General features: G+C 35.0%; 22 protein-coding genes and 1 tRNA gene. 18 read left to right on the top strand and 5 right to left on the bottom strand.

Going from position 1 to position 23,930, the window contains the following annotated elements:
• Nucleotides 1–7: 7 nt before the first annotated feature.
• The 12 genes from sufC to FVB9532_RS09490 all read left to right on the top strand — a co-directional run bounded on the left by sufC (nucleotide 8) and on the right by FVB9532_RS09490 (nucleotide 9,116).
• Entirely contained in the window at nucleotides 8–763 is a 756-nt protein-coding gene (gene sufC / locus FVB9532_RS09435) for a Fe-S cluster assembly ATPase SufC (RefSeq protein ID WP_150544967.1), read from the top strand.
• Between the two features lie 43 nt (nucleotides 764–806).
• A complete protein-coding gene (sufD, locus tag FVB9532_RS09440) occupies nucleotides 807–2,123 on the top strand; it encodes a Fe-S cluster assembly protein SufD (protein WP_150544968.1) in 1,317 nt (438 codons plus the stop codon).
• 14 nt (nucleotides 2,124–2,137) lie between these two features.
• Nucleotides 2,138–2,914 (top strand): porin family protein, encoded by a 777-nt coding sequence (locus FVB9532_RS09445; protein WP_194716520.1) that lies wholly within the window; start codon nucleotides 2,138–2,140, stop codon nucleotides 2,912–2,914.
• 13 nt (nucleotides 2,915–2,927) lie between these two features.
• Nucleotides 2,928–4,151, top strand: coding sequence for an aminotransferase class V-fold PLP-dependent enzyme (locus FVB9532_RS09450; protein WP_150544970.1), 1,224 nt, complete (start codon nucleotides 2,928–2,930; stop codon nucleotides 4,149–4,151).
• Between the two features lie 53 nt (nucleotides 4,152–4,204).
• Nucleotides 4,205–4,618, top strand: coding sequence for an META domain-containing protein (locus FVB9532_RS09455; RefSeq protein ID WP_150544971.1), 414 nt, complete (start codon nucleotides 4,205–4,207; stop codon nucleotides 4,616–4,618).
• Nucleotide 4,619: 1 nt separating this feature from the next.
• Complete coding sequence (locus FVB9532_RS09460; RefSeq protein WP_262714389.1) at nucleotides 4,620–5,042, top strand: SufE family protein; 423 nt, start codon at nucleotides 4,620–4,622, stop codon at nucleotides 5,040–5,042.
• Nucleotides 5,043–5,183: 141 nt separating this feature from the next.
• On the top strand, nucleotides 5,184–5,678 hold the full coding sequence (locus FVB9532_RS09465; protein ID WP_150544972.1) for a hypothetical protein: 495 nt from the start codon (nucleotides 5,184–5,186) through the stop codon (nucleotides 5,676–5,678).
• A gap of 2 nt (nucleotides 5,679–5,680) precedes the next feature.
• A complete protein-coding gene (locus FVB9532_RS09470; RefSeq protein ID WP_150544973.1) occupies nucleotides 5,681–6,298 on the top strand; it encodes a hypothetical protein in 618 nt (205 codons plus the stop codon).
• Between the two features lie 12 nt (nucleotides 6,299–6,310).
• Nucleotides 6,311–6,961 (top strand): hypothetical protein, encoded by a 651-nt coding sequence (locus FVB9532_RS09475; protein WP_150544974.1) that lies wholly within the window; start codon nucleotides 6,311–6,313, stop codon nucleotides 6,959–6,961.
• A 122-nt stretch (nucleotides 6,962–7,083) separates the two neighbouring features.
• Nucleotides 7,084–7,407 carry an SUF system Fe-S cluster assembly protein gene (locus FVB9532_RS09480; protein ID WP_150544975.1) on the top strand — a complete coding sequence of 108 codons (324 nt, stop codon included), beginning with the start codon at nucleotides 7,084–7,086 and terminating at the stop codon, nucleotides 7,405–7,407.
• Nucleotides 7,408–7,575: 168 nt separating this feature from the next.
• Nucleotides 7,576–8,085 (top strand): DUF2480 family protein, encoded by a 510-nt coding sequence (locus tag FVB9532_RS09485; protein WP_150544976.1) that lies wholly within the window; start codon nucleotides 7,576–7,578, stop codon nucleotides 8,083–8,085.
• Between the two features lie 86 nt (nucleotides 8,086–8,171).
• Nucleotides 8,172–9,116 carry a DUF3078 domain-containing protein gene (locus tag FVB9532_RS09490; protein WP_150544977.1) on the top strand — a complete coding sequence of 315 codons (945 nt, stop codon included), beginning with the start codon at nucleotides 8,172–8,174 and terminating at the stop codon, nucleotides 9,114–9,116.
• 181 nt (nucleotides 9,117–9,297) lie between these two features.
• On the opposite strand, the gene FVB9532_RS09495 is transcribed toward FVB9532_RS09490, so the two are convergent.
• Genes FVB9532_RS09495 through FVB9532_RS09510 form a run of 4 tightly spaced genes read right to left on the bottom strand, consistent with a single transcriptional unit; the run spans nucleotide 9,298 to nucleotide 15,910 of the window.
• Complete coding sequence (locus FVB9532_RS09495; protein WP_150544978.1) at nucleotides 9,298–12,771, bottom strand: efflux RND transporter permease subunit; 3,474 nt, start codon at nucleotides 12,769–12,771, stop codon at nucleotides 9,298–9,300.
• Nucleotides 12,761–13,930, bottom strand: a complete 1,170-nt coding sequence (locus FVB9532_RS09500; protein ID WP_150544979.1) for an efflux RND transporter periplasmic adaptor subunit — start codon at nucleotides 13,928–13,930, stop codon at nucleotides 12,761–12,763. Before FVB9532_RS09500 ends, FVB9532_RS09495 begins: the two co-directional genes overlap by 11 nt.
• Nucleotide 13,931: 1 nt before the next feature.
• Nucleotides 13,932–15,308 (bottom strand): TolC family protein, encoded by a 1,377-nt coding sequence (locus FVB9532_RS09505; protein ID WP_150544980.1) that lies wholly within the window; start codon nucleotides 15,306–15,308, stop codon nucleotides 13,932–13,934.
• A complete protein-coding gene (locus FVB9532_RS09510; RefSeq protein ID WP_150544981.1) occupies nucleotides 15,305–15,910 on the bottom strand; it encodes a TetR/AcrR family transcriptional regulator in 606 nt (201 codons plus the stop codon). Before FVB9532_RS09510 ends, FVB9532_RS09505 begins: the two co-directional genes overlap by 4 nt.
• A gap of 138 nt (nucleotides 15,911–16,048) precedes the next feature.
• Between FVB9532_RS09510 and FVB9532_RS09515 the strand changes: the two genes are divergently transcribed.
• The 3 genes from FVB9532_RS09515 (at nucleotide 16,049) to odhB (ending at nucleotide 21,262) form a co-directional block, all read left to right on the top strand.
• The gene (locus FVB9532_RS09515) at nucleotides 16,049–17,023 is read left to right on the top strand and encodes a polyprenyl synthetase family protein (RefSeq protein WP_150544982.1); all 975 of its coding nucleotides are present in this window, start codon (nucleotides 16,049–16,051) and stop codon (nucleotides 17,021–17,023) included.
• Between the two features lie 162 nt (nucleotides 17,024–17,185).
• Nucleotides 17,186–19,966, top strand: coding sequence for a 2-oxoglutarate dehydrogenase E1 component (locus FVB9532_RS09520; protein WP_150544983.1), 2,781 nt, complete (start codon nucleotides 17,186–17,188; stop codon nucleotides 19,964–19,966).
• 33 nt (nucleotides 19,967–19,999) lie between these two features.
• Nucleotides 20,000–21,262: a 2-oxoglutarate dehydrogenase complex dihydrolipoyllysine-residue succinyltransferase gene (gene odhB, locus FVB9532_RS09525; RefSeq protein ID WP_150544984.1), complete on the top strand. Its 1,263-nt coding sequence runs from the start codon at nucleotides 20,000–20,002 to the stop codon at nucleotides 21,260–21,262.
• Nucleotides 21,263–21,340: 78 nt separating this feature from the next.
• On the opposite strand, the gene FVB9532_RS09530 is transcribed toward odhB, so the two are convergent.
• A complete protein-coding gene (locus FVB9532_RS09530; protein ID WP_150544985.1) occupies nucleotides 21,341–21,778 on the bottom strand; it encodes a retropepsin-like aspartic protease in 438 nt (145 codons plus the stop codon).
• A gap of 121 nt (nucleotides 21,779–21,899) precedes the next feature.
• Between FVB9532_RS09530 and FVB9532_RS09535 the strand changes: the two genes are divergently transcribed.
• The 3 genes from FVB9532_RS09535 (at nucleotide 21,900) to FVB9532_RS09545 (ending at nucleotide 23,883) form a co-directional block, all read left to right on the top strand.
• Nucleotides 21,900–22,670: a TatD family hydrolase gene (locus FVB9532_RS09535; RefSeq protein WP_150544986.1), complete on the top strand. Its 771-nt coding sequence runs from the start codon at nucleotides 21,900–21,902 to the stop codon at nucleotides 22,668–22,670.
• A gap of 7 nt (nucleotides 22,671–22,677) precedes the next feature.
• Complete coding sequence (locus FVB9532_RS09540; RefSeq protein ID WP_194716521.1) at nucleotides 22,678–23,709, top strand: asparaginase; 1,032 nt, start codon at nucleotides 22,678–22,680, stop codon at nucleotides 23,707–23,709.
• A gap of 86 nt (nucleotides 23,710–23,795) precedes the next feature.
• Nucleotides 23,796–23,883, top strand: a tRNA-Ser gene (locus tag FVB9532_RS09545).
• Nucleotides 23,884–23,930 lie beyond the last annotated feature (47 nt).

The raw sequence follows: 23,930 nt of genomic DNA on the forward strand, positions 1-23,930 counted from the left end.
AGAAGATATGTTAAAGATAAAAAATTTGCACGCAAGTGTAGAGGGCAAAGAAATATTAAAAGGAATAAATTTAGAAATTAATCCCGGTGAAGTTCACGCAATTATGGGGCCTAATGGTTCTGGTAAAAGTACCTTGGCATCTGTTGTAGCGGGAAAAGAAGAATACGAGCAAACGGAAGGAGAAATCATTTTTGAAAATGAAGATATTTCAGAACTGGAAGCAGATGAAAGAGCACACAAAGGGGTATTCCTTTCTTTTCAGTATCCGGTAGAAATTCCTGGTGTTTCTGTCACTAACTTTATGAAAACTGCGATTAACGAAACCCGCAAAGCACAAGGCTTAGAAGAAATGCCTGCCAAAGACATGCTTCAGAAAATTCGTGAAAAATCTGCGCTGTTGGATATGGACAGAAAATTTTTGTCCCGTTCGCTTAACGAAGGATTTTCGGGCGGAGAGAAAAAACGTAACGAGATTTTTCAAATGGCTATGTTAGAGCCAAAGCTTTCCATTTTAGATGAAACCGATTCTGGGTTAGATATCGATGCGCTTAGAATTGTTTCTAACGGAGTTAATAAATTAAGAACTAAAGATAATGCGGTATTAGTGATTACTCACTACCAGCGTTTACTCAATTATATCGTGCCCGATTACGTTCACGTTTTACTAAATGGTAAAATTGTAAAATCAGGCGGAAAAGAATTGGCTCATAAATTAGAAGAGCAAGGTTACGATTGGTTAAAAGAAGAAGCCAAAGCGCTGTAAACTTCTTTTAGATTAATGTTGAATTGAATTAAAAAGTAACCCTATGGATTTAAAAGAAAAATTAATCTCTTCTTATTTTGCTTTTGAAGAGCAAGTAGATACCGATAGCGAAATACACGATATACGAAGCGAGGCCATTAAAAATTTTGAAACGGTAGGTTTCCCTTCAAGAAAAGATGAAGAATGGAAATATACTTCCCTCAAATCATTATTAAAGGAAGATTATAGCCTTTTTCCCAAGAAAGAAGATACGTTAGATTATAAAGACGTTAAACAATATTTAGCGAACGATATAGATTCCTATAACATTGTTTTTATCGATGGGATCTACTCCTCATATTTATCGCAAACCACGCACGATAAATTTGACGCATGCTTGATGTCTTCAGCGCTTTCCAAGCCAAAGTATAAAGCGATTATCGATAATTATTTCAATAAAATAGCCCCTAAAGGTTCAGGATTAAACAATTTGAATACTGCTTTTTCCAAAGAAGGAGCTTTTATTAATATTCCTAAAAATATAGCGGCAGATAAGCCTATTCAAATTATTAACCTATCTACCGGTAATGAATCAGCGTTGATGCTTCAGCCTAGAAATTTAGTAATTGTAGGGGAAAATTCGCAAGTTCAAATTATCGAGCGTCACCAAAGTTTAAACGATAATCCGGTATTTACCAATTCAGTAACCGAAATTTTTGCTGAAAAAAGAGCGATTGTCGATTATTACAAAATACAGAACGATAGAAAAACCGCTTCCTTAATCGATAATACTTTTGTAGAGCAACACCAAGAAAGTTTATGCTCAGTGCACACTTTTTCTTTCGGCGGAAAACTGGTAAGAAACAATTTAGAATTTTACCAAAAAGGAGAACGCATTGATTCTACGATGAAAGGAGTCACCATTATCGAAGGAAAACAACACGTAGACCATAATACATTAGTTCATCATATTGAGCCTAATTGTGAAAGTCATCAAGATTACAAAGGAATTTTTGATGAAAAATCTACAGGTGTTTTTAACGGAAAAGTTTACGTAGAAAAAGAAGCTCAGAAAACCAATGCTTTTCAAAGCAACAACAATATTTTGTTAACAGATCAGGCTACTTGTAACTCCAAGCCACAACTGGAAATTTTTGCTGACGATGTAGCTTGTAGCCACGGTTGTACCATAGGTCAGTTAGATAAAGACGCTTTATTTTATTTAAAAAGTCGCGGTATTCCTGCAAAAGAAGCAAAAGCACTGTTAATGTATGCTTTTGCCAACGATGTCTTGGAAAGTGTAAAAATACCCGAACTTAAAAAACGCGTGAATAAAATGATTGCAGAGAAGCTGAGTGTAAACTTAGGTTTTGATTTATAAATCAGTTTATGTTTATGAAAAAACTATTCAGCCTAGTTGTTTTAGTTTTTACTTTTACTAACCTAACCGCTCAAGAGTTTTCTTATGGAATTTTAGGAGGAGTTGATATGTACAGTATTTCTACCAAAGAAGGTGACTTTACTTCTAACCAAGATGGTCATTTGAATTTAAATATTGGTCTTTTTGGTAGTTATCGCTTTAACGAAAAGTTAAGTGTAAAACTTAATTTATTATTTAATTCCTCTGAAGAAAATTATCATGTTAATGTTAGAGAGTCTAGTGGAATAGGTGGTCCGTTTTATGCTTTTGATTATCTAGGAGATACTTATTATTTACTCTATAACCTTAGCTCTAATCAATCTCAAATATTGGAGTTGTCTGAAACAATGAATTTCGAACTTAAGCATAAAAAAAAACAAATTCATGTGTCGCCACTTTTAAAATATAATTTTTTAAGTAACCTTGGGAGTAATAACGAATTATACCTTTTAGGCGGTCCTAGAGTTTCTTTTTTATTAAGCGCTAATAGTGAATCAATGAAAGACACTTCTTGGCAATCAGGGGATAATCCTTTTGATAATGAAATAGATGATGAACTAGATGTAAAAGAATTTTACTCATCTGTTAATTTGGGTTTGCAATTAGGTGCAGGAATAAAATTTTTAAAACATTTCTCTTTTGAAGTGATAGGCGATTATGGCTTTACTAATATTCTAAAAGATAACGAAACCAGTGCCAAAACATTGGGTGTGTATGGTCTTTTGAATGTAGATATTTCAACTTTATTATAAAAACAACTCATTTATGAGTCACCAAATAGATATAGAAAAAATACGCGCAGATTTCCCCATACTTTCACGTAAAGTAAATGGGCATCCGCTGGTATATTTTGATAATGCAGCCACCTCACAAACCCCAAAAGCAGTCATTTACGCGATTGTAGAATATTACGAAGGCTACAACGCCAATATTCACCGTGGTGTACATAGTTTATCACAAGAAGCTACCGATGCTTACGAAGAAGCTAGAGAAACTATAAGAGCGCATTTTAATGCGGAGAAAAAAGAAGAAATCATCTTTACATCAGGCACCACACACGGAATTAACTTGGTGGCCAATGGTTTTGCTTCAGAATTAAAAGTAGGCGATGAGGTAATTGTTTCTGCTTTAGAGCATCACTCCAACATTGTTCCTTGGCAAATGCTTTGCGAAAAAACGGGAGCAACATTAAAAGTCATTCCAATGACAGAATCGGGTGAGTTGAATCTAGATGCTTACGAAGAATTACTTTCAGAGCATACAAAGTTGGTTTTTGTAAACCACGTTTCTAATGCTTTAGGAACAGTAAATGATATTGAAAGAATAATTACGAAAGCGCATCAAAAAGGAGCTGCCGTACTCATTGATGGAGCTCAAGCTGCACCACATATTAAAGCTGATGTTCAGGCCTTGGATGTCGATTTTTACGTAGTTTCGGGACATAAAATGTGCGGTCCAACCGGAGTAGGAGTGTTGTATGGGAAGGAAGAATGGTTAACGAAACTTCCGCCCTATCAAGGTGGAGGTGAGATGATAGATCAAGTCACATTTGAAAAAACCACTTACGCCGGATTACCTCATAAATTTGAAGCAGGAACACCCAATATTTGTGGTGGAATCGCTTTAGGAAAAGCCATCGATTATTTAAATGCAATAGGCTTTGAAACCATTGCGGCTTACGAACATGAATTGTTGACTTACGCTACTGAACAATTATTGGAAATTGAAGGCGTAAAAATTTATGGAACTTCAAAAGAAAAAACAGCTGTTATTTCATTTAATATTGAAGGAATTCATCCCTATGATATCGGAACGATTATCGATAAACTAGGAATTGCCGTTAGAACAGGTCATCATTGTGCGCAACCCATTATGGATTATTATAAAATTCCGGGAACCGTAAGAGCTTCCTTTAGTTTTTACAACACTAAAGAAGAAATTGACGCTTTTATTCAGGCAGTGAAAAGAGCCAAGGTGATGTTGTCTTAACGAACTAAAAAGTTTTAATTTTTATAAATTTCAACCTATTTAAATCTATTGATATGAAATTAAAAGGTTTCATTTTATTGTTTGTAGCTTTCAATTTGATAGGTTGTAAGGATTCGGAAGAGAATTCAACTAAGGCATTAGAAACTGCAGCATATACTGTTGAAAAAGTTGGAGAGATGTCTGTTGAAGATTTTAAATTGACAATGAATATCAATTTAGGAGAAGACAGAATTAATGGTTTTGCAGGTTGTAATGACTACAGCGGTGTTTTAAACACTGCTGAAGAAAATAAGCTGAAGATTATGCAAGTTGTTTCTACTCGAAAAATGTGTCCAAATGCGATGCAGGCAGAAAATGGTTTTTTAGAAGCACTTCGTCAAACCACAGCTTATCAGTTTTCAGCAAAAAAATTACAGTTCACTAATGCTGAAGGTAAAGTTTTAATAGAGGCAAAAAAGAAAAAATAGTTTGAGTAATATAAAGGAAATACAGGAAGAGATTGTAGAAGAATTCGAAATGTTTGATGATTGGATGCAGCGTTACGAATATATGATTGAGCTGGGAAAATCACTTCCGTTAATCGACGAGCAATACAAAACCGACGAGAATATTATTAAAGGTTGCCAAAGTAAAGTTTGGGTTCATGCCGATATGAAAGACGGGAAGGTAGTGTTCACAGCCGATAGTGATGCGATTATTACCAAAGGGATTATTGCTATTTTAATCAGGGTATTTTCTAACCAAGAACCACAAGCTATTTTAGATGCCAATACCGATTTTATAGATGAAATCGGGTTAAAAGAACATTTGTCACCCACCCGTGCCAACGGATTGGTAAGTATGATCAAACAATTAAAAATGTATGCTTTGGCATATCAGGCAAAAAAATAAATGTTGTTTGAAAGAATTGTTTTTTGTATATTTAAAACAGTAATAAAAAATATATAATTATGCAAACTTCAAACTTCAAGTTTAATTTTATCTCTATTATTATTATTATGTTCCTGCAGTACAGAAGATCCTGAGAATCGTGTGACTAATTCTGGAAATTCACATTTAGATGAAAAAATAAGCAATAATATTGAATCAAATAATTCTGCTACAGAAATAGTGTATGATGACGCAGTAGAAGGAATTGATGAAACCAATGCTTTTGAACTAGTATTCGAATTTTTAAAAGTGCCTCAAAGAAATAGTTTAGATTGTAAGTTTAATTTTGGTTTTTGTGTAAGGATTATTATTCGATTTTATCAAGAACCTATAGATGATATTTTTGTTCCTGAAATTAATCTAGAAACAGGAAAAGTAAAGATGTTAGCTGAAATTATTGATGATTCAAATGTTAAGTTAACATTTCCTGCCGATATTGCTAAATCTAAATTTCATAGTACATCTGATTTTGATTATTTTATTGTACCAGAAAGAAGAACACACGGAGAAGTAGATTTTTTAGAAGGTGAATATCCTCTTGTTATTGATGACAATGGAAACTACACTTATACTATAGCTATAGAATCAGCTAAATAAAAATGAAAAATTTTATAATCATCAAAAAGAAATATACATCGTTTATCCTAACAAGTTTATGTTTCTTTTTTATTTCTTGTTTTAGCGTTAAAATAGGAGAAAAAAGTTCTACATCAACTTCTCAAGATTATGTGAAAAAAAATGCAGAGTACCTACAGATACCTAAAGCATCATTTCACTATGTTTCTAAAGAATCCTCGGCAAACTTTATAGATAATATGCAGCCATCTTTAATTTCTTTTGTAAAAGGAAATACTTCTACTTCAATTGATGAAATTATGGTAGATGAAAATGGGAATGGCAATTTAAAGCCACTTAATTCTTGTAGTAATTTTGATTTTATTACGGCAGAAGATATTAAAAAATATCTAAATAATAATAAGTCGTATGAAGACCTAGTTTTAAAAAGTATTGAAGATAAAAGTACTTATTCATTTCCTGAAGATGAAATAACAGCTGTTATTTTGTATAGTTCTAAAATGAAAAATTTTATGTCTAAATATCTGATGTTCCTTAATCATTTACGCGATCATGAAAATATACCATATGTTTTTGTAACTATGGATTTAGAAGAAATAAAAGCTATACCTGACGCTTACCAAAAAGCTATTATTAATTAGCCAATGATCTTTATGAAACACCCATTACTTTTTTTTGCGGTCGTTCTATTTACATTTGCTAGTTATGCGCAACATGATAATGAATATTTAGAAAAAGGTAGTATATGGCTTGAAGGGCAGGTAGGTTTAAATTTTTCAAATAACGAACTTGCTAGAATAGGTGAGCAATCCTACTTTAATCAAACCATTAATAATTCATTTCGTTTCCAGCTTATTCCAAAACTAAATTTTGCGATTGCTAATCGCTTACTTATAGGTCCACATATTGGTTACGGTTATTTAAACTATACCAGCAAGGACTCAGAAAAAATTAGAGAAAACAATTATAAAGCAGGTGGGCAATTGAAATATTATTTTTTAAAAATTATTCCTCAAATTTACCTTGGTTCAGAAATTGGACTAAACTACAATTACATTAACCGCAAAGGTCACTTTTTAAATGAGCATTTCTTAACAGATGCCCATTACGGGAAATCTTATCTCAATTTTAGCTTGAACTTTTTTATCGCAGATGAGTGGATTGTTGAAATAACATTTAAAGATATTTTTACCTGGCATTCTTCGACTCCTAATCCTACAATGCAAACAGGTGTTCATGGCATAGATAAATTTAGAAACTGGATTAATTTTCCTCATTTTTCACTTTTGTATAGAATAAATTAGCAGTACCTTTCGCTCTGATGGTCTCAACTGTTTTGTAACTTGAGATAAATTATTGTACAGATAGTTCGTAAGCAATCGCTAAATTATCAGACTATATAATAGAATTACAAATTGGATTTATAATGGCAGAAACAATAGATACTCAAGAGTTAGGAGAGAAGATTGTAAAGGTGTTAAAAACGATTTACGATCCGGAAATCCCGGTAGATATTTACGAGTTAGGTCTTATTTATGATGTTTTTGTAAATGAAGACTACGATGTAAAAATTTTAATGACCTTAACCACTCCTAACTGCCCGGTAGCAGAAACCCTTCCGCAAGAAGTTGAAGAAAAAGTGAAGTCATTAAATAAAGTGAACGATGTAGAGTTAGAGCTGACTTTCGACCCGCCTTGGTCACAAGATTTAATGAGTGAAGAAGCGAAACTCGAGTTGGGAATGTTATAAGATTAAGCTTCTTGGTTTAATTTGCGTTAACTTGAACCTGCACGTCCGGCAGGCGGGCTTGATTCAGGTTCTCATAAAGTTTTGATTATTAAATTGATGAGATTCTGAAATAAATTCAGAATGACGTCTTTTTACCTTTTTAAATAGCATATTTCAGAATTTAAAATTATGGCAGAAGAAATTATCAATAGAGTAGCCAACAGCAAATTGGTTACCTTTAATTTAGAAGAGTACTATCCGCAAGGAGAGCGTGTGCTTTTTGATATTAAAGACTGGCTTTATGAAGGTTTTGTACTTCGGGAGAAAGATTTTCGTGCCGAAGTAAAAAAACACGATTGGTCACAATACCAAGATAAATATTTGGCGCTTACTTGTTCTTCAGATGCGATTATTCCTGCTTGGGCTTATATGTTGATTACTACAGAGCTTCAGCCGTATGCCAAAAGGGTAATTCTGGGAAACCTTCAGCAATTAGAAACCAGTATCTATCAAGATATCATTAATGAGATTGAAGTAGAGGAGTTTAGGGATTTGCCTGTCATTGTAAAAGGCTGTTCTAAAAAACCCGTTCCTGAGAATGCTTATCTTCAAATTGTACAAAAACTTCAACCGGTTGTGAAAACAATTATGTTTGGCGAAGCTTGCTCTTCGGTGCCACTTTTTAAAAAGAAGAAGTAATTCAACTTTATATTTAATAAATCTTTAAGATTCACTTGTTGAAATAAATTAACTTTGTAGGCAATTTTACTATTAAATTTTGCACTATGAAGAAACTATTATTCATTTTACCTATTTTACTTTTTACTCAAGTTATTTTTGCTCAAGACGATAATGAATCTGATGAGCCAAAACAAGGTTGGTTAGGGACCGGAACATTTTCATTACTTTTTAATCAGGCCGCTTTTAATGCCGAATGGCAAGGAGGAGGTAGTTCTAACTATGCAGGAAATGCTACCATAAGTTACAACCTGAATTACAATAAAGGCAATTTTACTTGGGATAATACTTTTTTAGGTGATTTTGGTTTAACCAAAGTGAAGAATGACGAATATGTAAGAAAAACCAACGACCGCTTAGAGGTAAACTCTGTTGCAGGATGGGAAATTAATGATTCCAATTGGTACTATTCTTTCTTTGCTAATTTTAGGACCCAGTTTGCTAAAGGTTATGAATATGATGAAGTAGATGTGCTTGATGAAGTTACTGGAAATGTAGTGGGTACAGAAATCGTTAGAACTGAAACCACACATTTTATGTCTCCTGGTTATTTGCAAGTAGGTCCTGGCATGCTGTGGAAAAAGAACGAAAACTTTAAGGTGAATTTTGCACCGGCCACTGCACGTTTTATTTTTGTAGATGATAGGTTTACCACCATGGAAGGATATGAAGATGGCGACTATTTTGGGGTAGATCAAGGAAAATCCATGCGTTTTGAATTTGGTGCTTCGGTAAGTGCTTACGCCAAGTTTGACCTTGTGGAAAATGTGACTTTTGAAAATATGATTAACCTATATTCTAACTATTTGGAAGATCCGCAAAACGTCGATTTGGATTACACTGGAAAGTTGAATATGAAAGTGAACGACTACCTTTCTGCGAACTTTATTTTTCAAACCATTTACGATGATAATGCTGTAAAAGCATTTCAGGTAAGGGAAGTTTTAGGGGTAGGTTTTACCTATAAGATTAATCCGCAAGAAGAGGAGTAGTTTATAGCATTCAGAAAAAAGATCATTGTTGTTTAGTCGAAAACCTATTTATAGAAATAGGAGTTCTCAACTCCGCATTACTCTCGGCATACAGACTTGAACTAACATGTATTTATTATTGCTGAATGGTTAAATCAAAATATAAAAAAGGCTTTCTAAATTTTAGAAAGCCTTTTGTTTGTTATGCTTGCGAAGGTTGAAGTTCTTTACCTCGCTTTTTCTTGATTTTAATTTTACCCCGGTTGCTCAAGTAGAACATCACGGGAACAATAATTAAGGTTAAGAAAGTAGCAAAGGTTAATCCGAAGATTACAGTCCATGCTAGCGGTCCCCAGAAAACTACGTTATCACCACCAAAGTAAATTTTAGGATCGTAGTTAATCATTAAGCTGAAGAAATCAATGTTTAACCCTGTTGCTAGCGGAATTAATCCAAGCACGGTGGTAATTGCTGTTAGCAATACCGGTCTTAACCTAGATTTACCTCCGGCCACGATCACTTCAAAATATTGTTGTTTCGTAAGGTAATCGCTTTCTTCTAATCCTAGTTGTTCTTTCTTCCTATCTATTAAAATTTGGGTGTAATCAATCAATACAATCGCATTGTTTACCACAATTCCGGCTAACGAAATAATTCCCATCATGGTCATAATGATTACGAAATCCATATGGAAGATAACTAAGCCTAAAAACACTCCTCCTAAACTTAGTAAAACGGCCATCAAAATGATAATAGGCTTGGAGATCGAATTGAATTGCGCTACTAAAATTAATAGAATCCCACCAATGGCAATAAGTAAAGCTTTTAATAAGAAGCTCATGTTTTTTTGCTGCTCTTCCTGCTCTCCAGTAAAGCTGTAACTCATCTTTTCCGGTAATTTGTAATTCTTTAAGTCAGATTTTAATTGCTGAACGATTTCATTGCCATTATAATCTTCCAATACGTTCGAATAAAGTGTAATTACCCTTTTGAGGTCATCTCTTTTAATGGAACTAAACGTGGCGGTTTGTTTCTTGCTTACCAAGGAAGAAATAGGAATCTGCATGATTTCTCCATTATTCTGATTCTTAAAGGTAATGGGCTGATTGAAAATTGCGTTTTCGTTGTAACGTTCACTTTTGTTAAAGCGCACATTAATTTCGTAATCATCATCTCCTTCTTTGTAAGTAGAAGCTTCTTCACCATAAATAGCACGGCGTAGAGTTTGTCCTACTTGTACGGTAGAAACGCCCAACATACCTGCTTTTTGACGATCTACCCGAACATTTAACTCAGGCTTTACTTTATTCACATCAATTTTCAGTTCTTCAATTCCGTCAACATTTTGTTCGTTGATGAAGGTTCGCATTTTTTCGGCTTCATCTAACATTTTATCGTAATTATCACCGGTAATTTCAATGTTAATTGGATACCCTGCCGGCGGACCAACAGCGTCTTTTTCTACAATTACTGAAGCTCCGGGAAAACCTTTTACCGCTTGCCTCACTTCAGAAAGCACTTGTGAACTTTTTACACCTCTACGCTCATTAAATTCACGCATAGATAAGGTTACTTTTCCTTTATTGGGCATTTCATTTTGTTGGCCACCATCGGTTTGTGGGTTTCCTGCACCTTCTCCTACTTGAGAAATAGCCGATTCTACCATATAATTGTAGCCGTTATCATCATATTTTTTGATGACTTCAAAAATACGTTTTTCAATTTTTTTAGTAAGCTCGTTGGTTTTTTCAATATCGGTTCCTTGCGGATATTCTATATAAGTAATAATTTGATTGGGCTCATTATCCGGGAAGAATAATACATTGGGTTGTACTAAGCCTACCAATACAAAGCTTAGGATTAAAATACCGAGGGTTCCAAAGAAAAATAGATAGGATTTTTTTCCTCCTAAGGCAAAGCGTAAAAACCTTTCGTAAGAATTCTCTAGTTTTTTTAAAGATTTATACTGAAAATAATAAACAGCTTTTTTAAGGAACAATCTATAAAGCCATAAAAGGATAACGGCCAAGATCATCAAGTTTCCTAAACCTCTGAATAAGCCAGAATCCATAAAGAAACCGGCAGCTAAAACAACAATTCCTGCAATTCCTAAAATTAGACTTACCCGAATGGCTCTTTTTCTTTTCATGTCTTCTTCTTCCACTTGCATAAATTGAGAAGTAAGCATAGAGTTAATAATTAAGGCCACAAATAAGGAAGAACCTAAGACTACCGAAAGTGTAATTGGGAAAATAACCATGAATTTCCCTATAGTTCCCGGCCAAAGGCCTAATGGGAAAAATGCGGCTAGCGTAGTGGCTGTAGAAGCGATAATAGGCCAAGCAATTTCACCTAAACCTTGTTTGGCTGCTTTTATACGGGGCATGCCTTCACTCATTAACGTATACACGTTTTCTACCACAACAATACCATTGTCTACCAACATTCCTAGTCCCATTACCAAACCAAATAACACCATGGTGTTAAGGGTGTAGCCTAAACTGCTTAAGATAATAAAAGATAAAAGCATCGATAATGGAATGGCTACCCCAACAAATAGAGCATTTCTAAACCCTAAAAAGAACATTAAGACAGTAACCACTAAAATCACCCCGAAAATAATATTGTTTACCAAGTCGTTAACTTGGTTTTCGGTTTTGATAGATTGGTCGTTGGTAACGGAAATATGAAGGTTTTCCGGTAAGTAATCTTCTTTTTCGGTTTTTATAATTTGTTTGATTTGCTCTACCGCTTCAATCATATTTTTACCGGCACGCTTTTTAATGTCAAGCATTACTACCGGTTTTCCATACTCTCGTGCAAAAGTAGTAGGGTCTTTTTCTTGAAAATTCACTTGAGCAATATCCCGTAGGTAGGTAACTCCACCTTCCCTTTTCACCACGATATTTTCCAGTTCTTTTGGACTTTCAATTTCACCTACTACCCGAATGTTTTTTTGAACACCGTTTTGGGTAATATTACCTCCGGAAATTGTTTTGTTCTCATAACCAATAGCATTTATGATATCGTTAAAGCTAATTTTGGAAGCTGTCATTTTGTAGATATCTACAGCGACTTCTACTTCCTTTTCTTCGGCACCACGAATAGTAGCTTCTTTTATTTGGGGAAGCAGTTCAATTTTATCTTGAAGATATTCAGCATAATCTTTTAATTTCTGAACGGGAAAATCTCCGGTGAGGTTCACATTCAGAATAGGCATTTCTTCAGAAATATTTAAATCGAAAACATTTGGTTCTACTTTTGCACCATTATCTAAAGTAGGCCAAGTAGTTTCGGCTTTTACGAAATCTACCTTGTCTTTCACTTTTTGTTTCGCTGCGTCAACACTAATGTCTTCTTCAAACTCGACAATTACCATGGAATAATCCTGAAGTGTAGTAGAGGTGATTTCTCTCACGCCCGCAATGTCATTAAATTCTTCTTCGAGCGGCTCGGTAATAAATTTTTCTACATCTTCTGCCGAGTTCCCGGGATTAATAGAGCTTACGTATATTTTGGTCTCTATGATTTCTGGGAATGCTTCCCTTGGCATATTGTAATAAGACATTAGTCCGCCAAGAAGTACGATGGCAATAATGACGTAGACCGTCATTTTATTGTCTATCGCCCAAGAGGAGATGCCAAATTCTTTATCGGTATTTTTTTTACTGCTCATTTTCGGTAATTTTTATCTCCTGTCCTTCTCTGATGCTTCTTGCTCCTTCAATAATAATAGTTTCTCCCGCCTTTAAACCTTTGGTGATTTCTATTTTATTATCGTAATTAAGTCCGGTTTCTACTACTTGTTTTTGAGCTACTCCCAAAGAGTCATTTTCTTTGTTGACTAAATAAGCGATATACTCGTTCTGGGCATTTTCTTGTAAAATGTTCTGCGGAATAACAATCGCATTTTTATTGGTATAGTCGTTTAATTTAATGGTAGCGATAAGGTTAGGCTTTATAGCTCCATTTTTGTTGGGAACAGAAACCTTCACTTGGAAGCTTCTGTTGTTGGGATTAATGAAATTAGAAACCTGCTGAATATCTCCTTCAAATTCCTCTCCTATGGAAGACAGCTCTATAAGTACTTCGGTGCCTTTATCAATTTTTCCTAAGTAGTTTTCCGGGACTTCGGCGGTCACATACATTTTCTCTAAATTAACCAGCCTAAACAATTGGTTTTGTCCAGGGTTCACTACTTGGCCTTGGTCGGTAATTACTTCATCAATAGTCCCGCTGAAGGGAGCGCGAACAATAGTTTTTGAAAGTTGCGTTTGCAATTGGTTCACAGCGTTTTGTTGCGCTTCAAAATTGGTTTTAGCTTCTAAATATTGAATTTCTGAACCAATGTTTTGATTCCATAAACGCTCTTGTCTTTCGTAAGTGGTCTTGGCCAAAGAAAGTTTGTTGTTCATTTGCGCCAATTGACTTGAAAGACCGCCATCATCAATCTTTGCTAATTGTTGACCTTTTTTTACTTCTTGGCCTTCTTTTACATAAATATCGGTTAAAATACCATTGAATTCAGGATAGATAATAATATTTTGGTCGGTTTCCACATCACCCTGAACTTCTACATAATGTTTAAAAATGGTGTCTTTAAGGGTTTCTGCCGTCACCAACAACCTTTTTTTGTTGGTATCTAGCTTTTCGAGAGCTGTATTTAGCTTTTCAATTTTTTCTTGTAAAGCGTTTTGTTCTGTAGTGATTTCAGACTTCTTAGCTCTTATTTCTGAAAGGTTTCCGCTTTCAATTACATCATCTACAGATTTTTCTTTTTCTCCACAAGCAATAAAACTTAAGCTGATGAATGAAATGAATAAAAACTTTTTCATATTATTTTTCGGTATTGGTAAAGTTAAGGTTGGGTGTGTTTAATAAAGATTCTAGTTCTGCTTTAGTATTGAGAACTTCTAACATCGATTGTAATAATCCTTGTTGGGCATCGTAAAGTTGAGTTTGTGCTTGTCTTAACTCAAAACTAGTGGCTATCCCTTCAGAGAATTTAATTTGATTTTTATTTTCAATACGTTCTGCCAGTGCTAAATTTTGCTCAGCGGTCTGGTATTTTTCAATGGCATATTGATAGTTGTTTTTTGCCCGGTTAATTCCCAATCTAATCTGTTCTTTAGATTGTTCAAATTGTGTTTGTGCTTGGTCTAGTGCAATTCTAGCTTGAGCGGTTTGTGCACTTCTTTTTAAAGAACTGAAAATAGGAATGTTTAAACTCACTCCCCAAATGGAGGATTGAAACCATTCTTGATTGTCGTTTAAAAAAGTAAATTTTTCACTGTTTCCGGTAGTTGCGTAATTAATGAAAGTAGTTAAGCGGGGAAGGGCTTTTGCTTTTTGTAAGTTAAGCTCGTGTTCTCGTTGTTCTATTTGAACTTGCGCTAATTGATAATCTAGATTTTCTTCAATACTAGCATCGGTATTCATCAACGTAAGACTAATGTTTTTTTCGGTTAAACCCTTTAACGTATCTAGCAGGTTCACTTGCTTTTCTAAGGGAATCCCTAGTGTGAGTTTTAAAGCATCAGTAGCTATTTCTACTAGCCTTTTTGCATTTTTTAACTCATTACTAATTTGTAGAAAGGTAATTTGTAATTGCTCCACACTTTCCTCTTCTTGAAGTCCATTTTCGAAAATTTTTCTGGTTTCTTCCAGATTGTCTTCCAGGTTGTCTTTATTGTTCTGTAAAACCTCTACACTTTCTTTTGCGAGAAGCACATTACCATAGGCGTCAATGACATCTTGCCTGATTTCTAAGGCTGTTTTATTGGCGGAAGTCTTGGTATATTTTTCAAAAGTTTTTGCTGCTCTCACTCCAACAATATAGGAACCGTCAAATAATAATTGACTGGCGGTGGCGGTAGCATTCATATTTTGCTTTGTTCCAAATTGAACAGGGATAAAAGTTCCTGGTGCTTGCCCTACAATTTCTCCAGGTAATAATTGTACCGGTCTTTTAAGATTGTTTTGATAATCTATAGCGGCACTAATTTGAGGTAATCCATCTGCGGTAGTTTCCCATTTTTTCTTTGCTGCTGCTGCAATATCACGTTTTGCATTAATAGCGTTATAGCTGCTGTCCAATGCAAAGTTGATAGCTTCCTCAAGGGTGAATTTATAAGTGTTTGGAGGGCTTGAAAGTTCCTGAGCATTTGCCCAACAACTTATCAATACCATGAAACCAGTAAGAAATATTCTCATATCGATTTTTTGTGTTTTAAACTGTTGATGTATTTCAAACCTTTTTCAGAGACAATTGCCCTAAAATGGTATTCTAGAAAATGTTTGATTAGAAAAGAAATGGGATAATTTTCCATGGAGAAAAAGTCACTATTTTTTATGCCTTCTAAAGTCATAAAGTAGAAATTAAGAACTAGTTTAATTTCGATGTCATCTCTGTAAAAGCCTTCTTTAATTCCTCTGGTTAAGTTTTTGGATAAACATTTTTCTGTATGTTCAATTTTTTTCTCCCGGAGTTTCTCATTTATTTCGGGGTAATACTTATAAAGCTGAAATTGAGGCGAAGCATTCTCTTCCTTTAATTTGTTGAGGATAAACTCATGAATGTAAAGTTGTTCTGCGATAGGATTGTGGTTTTCGGCAACAATATCATCAATATTAGTGCTGATTTCTTCAAACAATTCTAGGACGCAGGCTTCTACTAATTGTTCTTTATTGGAAAAGTGACTATAAATAGTTTTCTTAGAAATGCTCAGTTTATCGGCAATATCATCCATGGTTACGCTTTTAAAGCCGAGACTTAAAAACATTTCTGTTGAGGTATCTAAAATTTTTTCTTTCATAATTCAGCGGCAAAAATAATCAGGAAACTTTAAATACCAAAAAAGTTTCCTAAGTTTCAAGTTATTTTTTTATTAAATAAATTCTCGGACTGAATTATTATGTAATTATGGTATTTTAGCGAAAATTTTTTTTGAATTATGAATGATCTCTCTTTCTATAGAAATGCGTTTTTAAATCATCTTGAACAAGAGTTTACTGTTGAAGAACCTAAAAATTTATACGAACCCATTTCTTATATATTAAATTTAGGAGGAAAAAGATTGCGTCCTACCTTGGTGTTGATTGCAGCAGAAGCTTTTGGTGTTTCTTATGAAAAAGCTTTGGATGCCGCCTTGGCCATTGAAGTTTTTCATAATTTCTCTTTGGTACACGACGACATTATGGACGATGCTCCCTTAAGAAGGGGGAAGGCGACAGTGCATGAAAAATGGGATATAAATACAGGAATTCTTTCGGGAGATGCCATGTTGATTAAAGCTTACCAGCTTTTTGAAAATTACGAAGGAGAACAATTTAAAGAACTGGCCAAGCTTTTTAGTAGAACCGCGATAGAGGTTTGTGAAGGACAGCAATACGATATTGATTTTGAAACCCGAGAGGATGTGACCGTTGAGGAATATTTAAAAATGATTGAATATAAAACTGCGGTTTTGGTGGGGGCAGCTTTAGAAATGGGTGCGATTGTGGCGAATGCTCCTAAGAAAGAACAAGAGCAAATTTATAATTACGGAAAATTAATAGGGATCGCTTTTCAATTACAGGACGATTACTTAGATGCGTTTGGAGATCCTGAAACGTTTGGAAAACGAGTAGGGGGTGACATCATCGAAAACAAGAAAACCTATTTGTATTTGCAGGCACTACAAAAGCTTTCTTCTTCAGAATCAGAGCAACTTCGGCATTTGTACACTATTTTCCCTTCAGATACGCAGCAGAAAGTGGAGGCCGTTACCCATTTATTTGAAGAAAGTGGTGCGGCAGCGAAAACCCGAGAGGAAATTGTAAAATATACCGAAGAAGCCTTTCGTCTGCTAGAGGAAATAAACATTCAAAAAGGGCAAAAAGTTCTTTTGAAAGAACTTGGGGAAAGTTTGCTAACGCGAACCATTTAGTTCATCGATTGTGAAGTATTTGTTAATTTTAACGAATCTTTTTGACTATAGATGGAAATATGTCTTGGTATAGGGGAAATTTATAATTTATTTCAAAGCTATATCTGGTAAAAATTGTATTTTTGACCATGTTTTAAAAACATAAGTGTATTTTCCTATTTTATGGATCAATTTTCATTTCTTAATGCGGCACACACCGCCTATTTTGCAGAGCTTTACGATCAATATTTACAATTTCCAGATAGTGTAGAACCAAGTTGGAGGGCATTCTTCCAAGGTTTTGATTTTGGTAAAGAAATATATGATGAAGAAGTAGCATCGTCAAAAGACCAACAATTTGTAGAATCAAGTGATGGTACGGTAGTTAATATTCCTGAGAATGTTTTAAAAGAGTTTCAGGTTGTACAACTTATCGATGGGTACAGGACAAGAGGTCATTTGTTTACAAAAACCAATCCTGTTAGGGAAAGGCGAAAGTATGTTCCCACCTTGGATATCGAAAATTTTGGGCTTTCTCAAGACGATTTAGATACCGATTTTTCTGCTGGAGAAATCCTAGGGATAGGAACAACCTCCCTTAAAAATATTATTGATCACCTTAAGAAAATTTACTGTGAATCTATTGGGATCGAATATATGTACATTCGTAAACCGGAAGAGATCAAATGGATCCAAAACCGATTGAATGTAAATGAAAACCATCCTGATTTTTCTTCAGATCGAAAAAAACATATTCTTAAGAAGCTAAATGAAGCGGTTTCTTTTGAGAATTTTTTACATAGAAAATATGTAGGGCAAAAACGTTTCTCTTTAGAAGGGAACGAAAGTTTAATCCCTGCATTAGATGCCTTGATTGAAGCTGCAGCAGAAAAAGATGTAAAAGAATTTGTGATGGGTATGGCTCACAGAGGGCGTTTAAATACCTTGACCAATATTTTTGGAAAAAGTGCAGAGTACATCTTTAGCGAGTTTGATGGCAAAGATTATGAGCAGGAAATATTTGATGGAGATGTGAAGTATCACTTAGGTTGGACCTCTTGCCGTACGACCGATAGCGGTAAAGAAATCAACTTAAATATAGCTCCTAACCCTTCTCACTTAGAAACTGTAGGACCGGTTGTGCAGGGAATTGCCCGTGCAAAACAAGATGGTCATTACTTAGGTTCTCCAAAAAATGTACTTCCAATTATAGTTCATGGGGATGCTGCAATCGCAGCCCAAGGAGTGGTTTATGAAACTGTTCAAATGTCACAGTTGGAAGGTTATAGAACCGAAGGAACTATTCATATTGTGGTGAATAACCAAATAGGATTTACCACCAACTATTTAGACGGTAGATCTTCTACTTATTGTACAGATGTTGGGAAAGTAACCCTTTCGCCGGTATTACACGTAAATGCAGACGATGTAGAAGCGGTAGTTCATGCGATGCTTTTTGCTTTGGATTTCAGAATGGAATTTGGTAGAGATGTGTTTATCGACTTGTTGGGTTATCGAAAATATGGACACAATGAAGGAGATGAACCAAGATTTACTCAGCCAAAACTATACAAAGCTATAGCGAAGCACGATAACCCAAGAGATATTTATGCCGAAAGATTGTTGAAGAATGGGGTAATCGAAAAAGGTTATGTAGAAAAGTTAGAGGAAGATTACAAGAAAAAATTAGAAGAAGATCTTGAAAGTTCCCGTAAAGAAGAAACCACACAGATTTTCCCTATTATGCAAGATGAATGGGAAGGTTTTTCTTATGGATCTGAAAGTGATATGATGGAAACCGTCAATACGGGAGTAGATATAGAAGAACTTACAGAGGTTGCCGAAAAAATAACGCAGCTTCCCGAGGACAAAAAATTCCTTAAAAAAATAAAGAAGCTTATCAACATGCGTCACGAAATGTATTTTGATAAGAACCAACTTGACTGGGGAATGGGAGAGTTACTCGCTTATGGAACTCTTCTTAAAGAAGGACATAATGTGCGAATGACCGGTCAAGATTGTGAACGGGGTACGTTCTCTCACCGTCATGCTGTTTTAAAGGTAGAAGATAGTGAGGAGGAAGTAATATTGCATAACAAGCTAGCCGAAGATCAAGGTCATTTTTATATTTATAATTCCTTGCTTTCAGAATATGCTGTAGTTGGTTTTGATTATGGTTATGCTATGGCAAATCCTAAAACCTTGAGTATTTGGGAAGCCCAATTTGGAGACTTTAGCAATGGAGCCCAAATTATGATAGATCAATATATTTCTGCAGCAGAAGATAAATGGAAGTTGCAAAACGGATTGGTGATGTTTTTACCACACGGGTATGAAGGGCAAGGAGCAGAACATTCTTCCGCAAGAATGGAAAGATACCTGCAGCTTTGTGCAAAAGATAATATGTACGTAGCCGATGTAACAACTCCTGCAAACTTATTCCACTTGTTAAGAAGGCAAGTGAAAGTAGGATTTAGAAAACCACTTATCGTTTTCACTCCTAAAAGTTTGTTGAGGCATCCTAAAGTGGTGTCCACTAAAGAAGAATTCGCCAACGGAAGTTTCCAAACCTTAATTGATGACGAGACCGCAGATGTAAGCAAAATTAAAAGTTTGGTGTTCTGTACCGGTAAATTCTATTACGATCTTTTAGAAAGAAAAGAAAAAGAAGAACGCGATGATGTAGCTTTAGTTCGGTTAGAACAATTGTTTCCAATTCCAACCAGCCGAATTTTAGAAATCATCAATAAATATGAGCAAGCAGACGATTTAGTTTGGGCGCAAGAAGAGCCTAGAAATATGGGAGCCTATTCTCACTTATTACTTCATTTAAAAGAAATGAGGGATTTTAGGGTCTGTAGCAGAAAATTCTACGGTTCTCCCGCAGCAGGTAGTACTGTGAGATTTAAGCGAAGACACGAAAGAGTTATCGATAGTGTGTTCGATAAAACAATTAATGACTAACTTTAGAAATACGATACCGAAATTATTTAGATTATGGCTTTAGAAATGAAAGTCCCTTCACCAGGGGAATCAATTACAGAAGTTGAAATAGCAGAATGGCTTGTTGAAGATGGCGATTATGTAGAGAAAGATCAAGCTATTGCAGAAGTAGATAGTGATAAAGCAACACTAGAATTACCTGCAGAAGCAAGCGGAATTATTACTTTGAAAGCAGAAGAAGGTGACGCTGTGAAAGTAGGAGAGGTAGTTTGTTTAATCGATACCGAAGCAGAAAAACCTGGTGGTGGAGAATCTGCTGAAAAAGAAGAAGCAAAAAGACAGGAAGAAGCAGAAGATGATGACAGTGATAAAGCAGATGCGAAGACTGAAAAGCCTTCCAAGCCTTCCACTCCAGATCAAGAGCAGGATGATAAAAATTACGCAACAGGAACACCTTCTCCGGCAGCTAGGAAAATTTTAGATGAAAAGGAAATAGATGCTAAAGAGGTAAAAGGTAGTGGCAAAAACGGTAGAATCACCAAAGAAGATGCCGAGAAAGCTAAACCTTCTATGGGGTCTCCCGGTAACGGAAGCCGTAGTGAATCCCGTAAAAAAATGTCGATGCTTCGTCGTAAAGTGGCAGAACGTTTGGTAAGTGCCAAAAACGAAACTGCCATGCTTACTACGTTTAATGAAGCGGATATGTCGGCTATTTTTGAACTTAGAAAAAAATACAAAGAAGACTTCAAATCTAAGCACGATGTAAGCTTAGGGTTTATGTCTTTCTTTACCAAAGCAGTCATTCGCGCCTTAGATCAATACCCTGCTGTAAACAGTATGATCGATGGAAAAGAAATGATTACTTACGATTATAAAGATATTAGTATTGCCGTTTCAGGGCCAAAAGGCTTAATGGTACCGGTAATTAGAAATGCTGAAAACTTAAGCTTTAGAGGAATTGAATCTGAAGTAAAACGTTTAGCGCTTCGAGCTAGGGATGGTAAAATCACAGTAGATGAAATGACTGGAGGAACCTTTACTATTTCTAACGGTGGAGTTTTTGGTTCTATGCTTTCTACTCCTATTATTAACCCACCACAAAGTGGTATTTTAGGAATGCACAATATTATCGAGCGTCCTGTAGCAATTGATGGTAAAGTGGAAATTAGACCTATGATGTACTTAGCACTTTCTTATGACCATAGAATTATTGATGGTAAAGAATCTGTTGGTTTCTTGGTAGCTATAAAAGAAGCTTTAGAAAGTCCAGAAGAATTACTGATGGATGGCAATATCAAAAAAGCCTTAGAATTATAATAACAAAACGTATTTCTATAAAAAAGCCTTGGTCGAAAGATCAAGGCTTTTTGTTTTTTATCTATTTAAGGTAAAACCTTACTTTAAAAACAAATAGTTAGATTTATAATCAATCACTGCTTTTCCTTTCTTTAAAATATCTGCACCGATAATGCCGTGAACTTTTTCGGCATCGTGTTCTGTTAGTGCTTGGTTGACATGGCTTAAATCAAAGACCACCAAATCTATTTTTTTCTTTTTCCAATCTTTAATCTCGATGCGGTTTTTAGTGGAAACTTGCGTGAGCATATTGGTGGCTCCTGCTCCGGCAGCACGAACATCGCTGTCTTCTGCAAAAAGTTTAAAATGTTCTACCACATCTTGTCCCACACAAGAACTGGAAGCGCCGGTGTCTAAAATAAAATTTCCCTCTATGCCATTTATTTCAGCAACTAACTCTAAATGATTGGTAGCGGTTGTGGTTAATTTGATTCTGTGGTAACCTTTTTCTGTTAAAAATTTTCGCAAGCTCGACATTCTTCTTTTTTCAGCAAAGATAGACGAAGAATTTAAATTAGTTTTGCCAAATGAAAAAGCTTTACTTTCATTGAAAAGAATGAAGAATTTGGCATTTCAGTAAAAATAAATTGAAAACCCCATGAAACTTATAGATACCCATACGCACTTGTATAGTGATGCCTTTGAGGAAGATCGAAAGGAAATGATCGAACGGGCAATAGAAAATGGCGTCGATAAATTTTACATTCCGGCGATTGATTCTGAAACTACACAGGCCATGTACGATTTAGAAAAAATATTTCCAGATCGGATGTGCTTAATGATGGGGCTTCATCCTACTTCGGTAAAAGAGAATTATGAAGAAGAATTAAAGCACGTTGAAGAAGAATTAACCAAACGAAAATTCTATGCAATAGGAGAGATTGGGATTGATTTGTATTGGGACCAATCTACTTTAAAAATTCAACAGGATGCTTTTAGAAGGCAGATTCAACTCGCTAAAAAGTATGAGTTGCCGATTGTAATTCACTGCCGAAATGCTTTTGATGAGGTTTTTGAAATCTTGGAAGAAGAAAAGAATGACGATCTTTTCGGGATTTTTCATTGTTTTACAGGAACTTTGGCACAAGCTCAACAAGCCCTTTCTTACAACATGAAATTAGGAATTGGTGGAGTGGTGACTTTCAAAAACGGGAAAATCGATCAGTTTTTAAATGAAATCGAGTTAAAGCATATCGTTTTAGAAACCGATTCGCCTTATTTGGCTCCAAAGCCTTTCCGAGGAAAAAGAAATGAAAGCGCTTATGTATTGAAAGTAGCTGAAAAGTTAGCGGAAGTTTATGAAACTTCTGTAGAAGAAATTGCCGCAATCACTACACAAAATGCTTTAGAAGTTTTCAATGTAAAATAAAATTTTCATGCACGATAATATCTCTAAAATCTTGTTGATTTATACCGGTGGAACTATTGGTATGATTAAAGACTATGAAACAGGAGCTTTAAAGGCCTTCAATTTCGATGAATTGTTGCAAAATATTCCAGAGCTTAAGCATTTGGAGCATAGCATAGAAACCGTAAGTTTTGAAGAGCCTATTGATTCTTCCAATATGAATCCGGAATATTATTTAAAGATTGCCGAGATTATTGAAGAAAATTACGAGATGTATGATGGTTTTGTGGTGCTTCATGGAAGCGATACTATGGCTTATTCTGCATCTGCATTAAGTTTTATGTTAGAAAATTTAAATAAACCTATTATCTATACAGGTTCACAATTGCCTATTGGAGATTTAAGAACCGATGCTAAGGAAAATTTAATTACTTCCATTCAATTGGCCGGTTTAAAGAAGAACGGAAAGAGTGTGATTCGGGAAGTAGGGCTTTACTTTGAATATAAATTATATCGTGCTAATAGGACCTCAAAGGTAAATGCCTCCCATTTTGAGGCATTCGCTTCACCCAATTACCCACCTTTGGCCGAATCTGGTGTAGAACTTCAAGTTTATGAAGCGACGCTAAAACGAATACATGGCCGAAAAAAATTCTTCATTCATAAAGAATTAGACAATAATATTATCATTATTAAACTTTTTCCGGGCATTAATGAAAAAACTTTGTCATATTTTATTAATTTAGACAGCTTAAAAGGAATTGTTCTGGAAACCTATGGTAGTGGAAATGCTTGTAATGAAAAATGGTTTACAGATATTATCAAGCAAGCTATTAAAAAAGGAATAAAAGTAATAAATGTGACCCAATGTGTTGGAGGTAGTGTGATTATGGGGCATTATGAAACAAGTACAAAGCTAAAATCCTTGGGTGTAGTGTCTGGAAAAGACATGACCACAGAAGCAGCAGTAGCAAAATTAATGTACTTAATACCTAAAAATTTATCATCTAAAGTATTTAAAACTATCTTTGAAACCTCACTTAGGGGTGAAATGTCATAAAAAATTAACGTTGTAGGTTTGAATGAAAAACTTTTTTTTTGTTATTTGCCACGCCTAAATAAGAATGTTAATATTTAGTAGTTAATAGAGAGGTGGCCGAGTGGTCGAAGGCGCACGCCTGGAAAGTGTGTATACGTCAAAAGCGTATCGAGGGTTCGAATCCCTTCCTCTCTGCTAATTTACATTTTTAATGAGTAATAATTTTTATATATTTAACCCTT

It is taken from the genome of Mesonia oceanica, assembly GCF_902499555.1.
Lineage (GTDB): Bacteria > Bacteroidota > Bacteroidia > Flavobacteriales > Flavobacteriaceae > Mesonia > Mesonia oceanica.

Excerpts from the sequence above, each read along its gene's own strand:
- sufC (WP_150544967.1), top strand. The coding sequence starts at position 8 with ATGTTAAAGATAAAAAATTTGCACGCAAGTGTAGAGGGCAAAGAAATA.
- sufD (WP_150544968.1), top strand. The coding sequence starts at position 807 with ATGGATTTAAAAGAAAAATTAATCTCTTCTTATTTTGCTTTTGAAGAG.
- FVB9532_RS09445 (WP_194716520.1), top strand. The coding sequence starts at position 2,138 with ATGAAAAAACTATTCAGCCTAGTTGTTTTAGTTTTTACTTTTACTAAC.
- FVB9532_RS09450 (WP_150544970.1), top strand. The coding sequence starts at position 2,928 with ATGAGTCACCAAATAGATATAGAAAAAATACGCGCAGATTTCCCCATA.
- FVB9532_RS09455 (WP_150544971.1), top strand. The coding sequence starts at position 4,205 with ATGAAATTAAAAGGTTTCATTTTATTGTTTGTAGCTTTCAATTTGATA.
- FVB9532_RS09470 (WP_150544973.1), top strand. The coding sequence starts at position 5,681 with ATGAAAAATTTTATAATCATCAAAAAGAAATATACATCGTTTATCCTA.
- FVB9532_RS09475 (WP_150544974.1), top strand. The coding sequence starts at position 6,311 with ATGAAACACCCATTACTTTTTTTTGCGGTCGTTCTATTTACATTTGCT.
- FVB9532_RS09480 (WP_150544975.1), top strand. The coding sequence starts at position 7,084 with ATGGCAGAAACAATAGATACTCAAGAGTTAGGAGAGAAGATTGTAAAG.
- FVB9532_RS09485 (WP_150544976.1), top strand. The coding sequence starts at position 7,576 with ATGGCAGAAGAAATTATCAATAGAGTAGCCAACAGCAAATTGGTTACC.
- FVB9532_RS09490 (WP_150544977.1), top strand. The coding sequence starts at position 8,172 with ATGAAGAAACTATTATTCATTTTACCTATTTTACTTTTTACTCAAGTT.
- FVB9532_RS09495 (WP_150544978.1), bottom strand. The coding sequence starts at position 12,771 with ATGAGCAGTAAAAAAAATACCGATAAAGAATTTGGCATCTCCTCTTGG.
- FVB9532_RS09500 (WP_150544979.1), bottom strand. The coding sequence starts at position 13,930 with ATGAAAAAGTTTTTATTCATTTCATTCATCAGCTTAAGTTTTATTGCT.
- FVB9532_RS09505 (WP_150544980.1), bottom strand. The coding sequence starts at position 15,308 with ATGAGAATATTTCTTACTGGTTTCATGGTATTGATAAGTTGTTGGGCA.
- FVB9532_RS09510 (WP_150544981.1), bottom strand. The coding sequence starts at position 15,910 with ATGAAAGAAAAAATTTTAGATACCTCAACAGAAATGTTTTTAAGTCTC.
- FVB9532_RS09515 (WP_150544982.1), top strand. The coding sequence starts at position 16,049 with ATGAATGATCTCTCTTTCTATAGAAATGCGTTTTTAAATCATCTTGAA.
- FVB9532_RS09520 (WP_150544983.1), top strand. The coding sequence starts at position 17,186 with ATGGATCAATTTTCATTTCTTAATGCGGCACACACCGCCTATTTTGCA.
- odhB (WP_150544984.1), top strand. The coding sequence starts at position 20,000 with ATGGCTTTAGAAATGAAAGTCCCTTCACCAGGGGAATCAATTACAGAA.
- FVB9532_RS09530 (WP_150544985.1), bottom strand. The coding sequence starts at position 21,778 with ATGTCGAGCTTGCGAAAATTTTTAACAGAAAAAGGTTACCACAGAATC.
- FVB9532_RS09535 (WP_150544986.1), top strand. The coding sequence starts at position 21,900 with ATGAAACTTATAGATACCCATACGCACTTGTATAGTGATGCCTTTGAG.
- FVB9532_RS09540 (WP_194716521.1), top strand. The coding sequence starts at position 22,678 with ATGCACGATAATATCTCTAAAATCTTGTTGATTTATACCGGTGGAACT.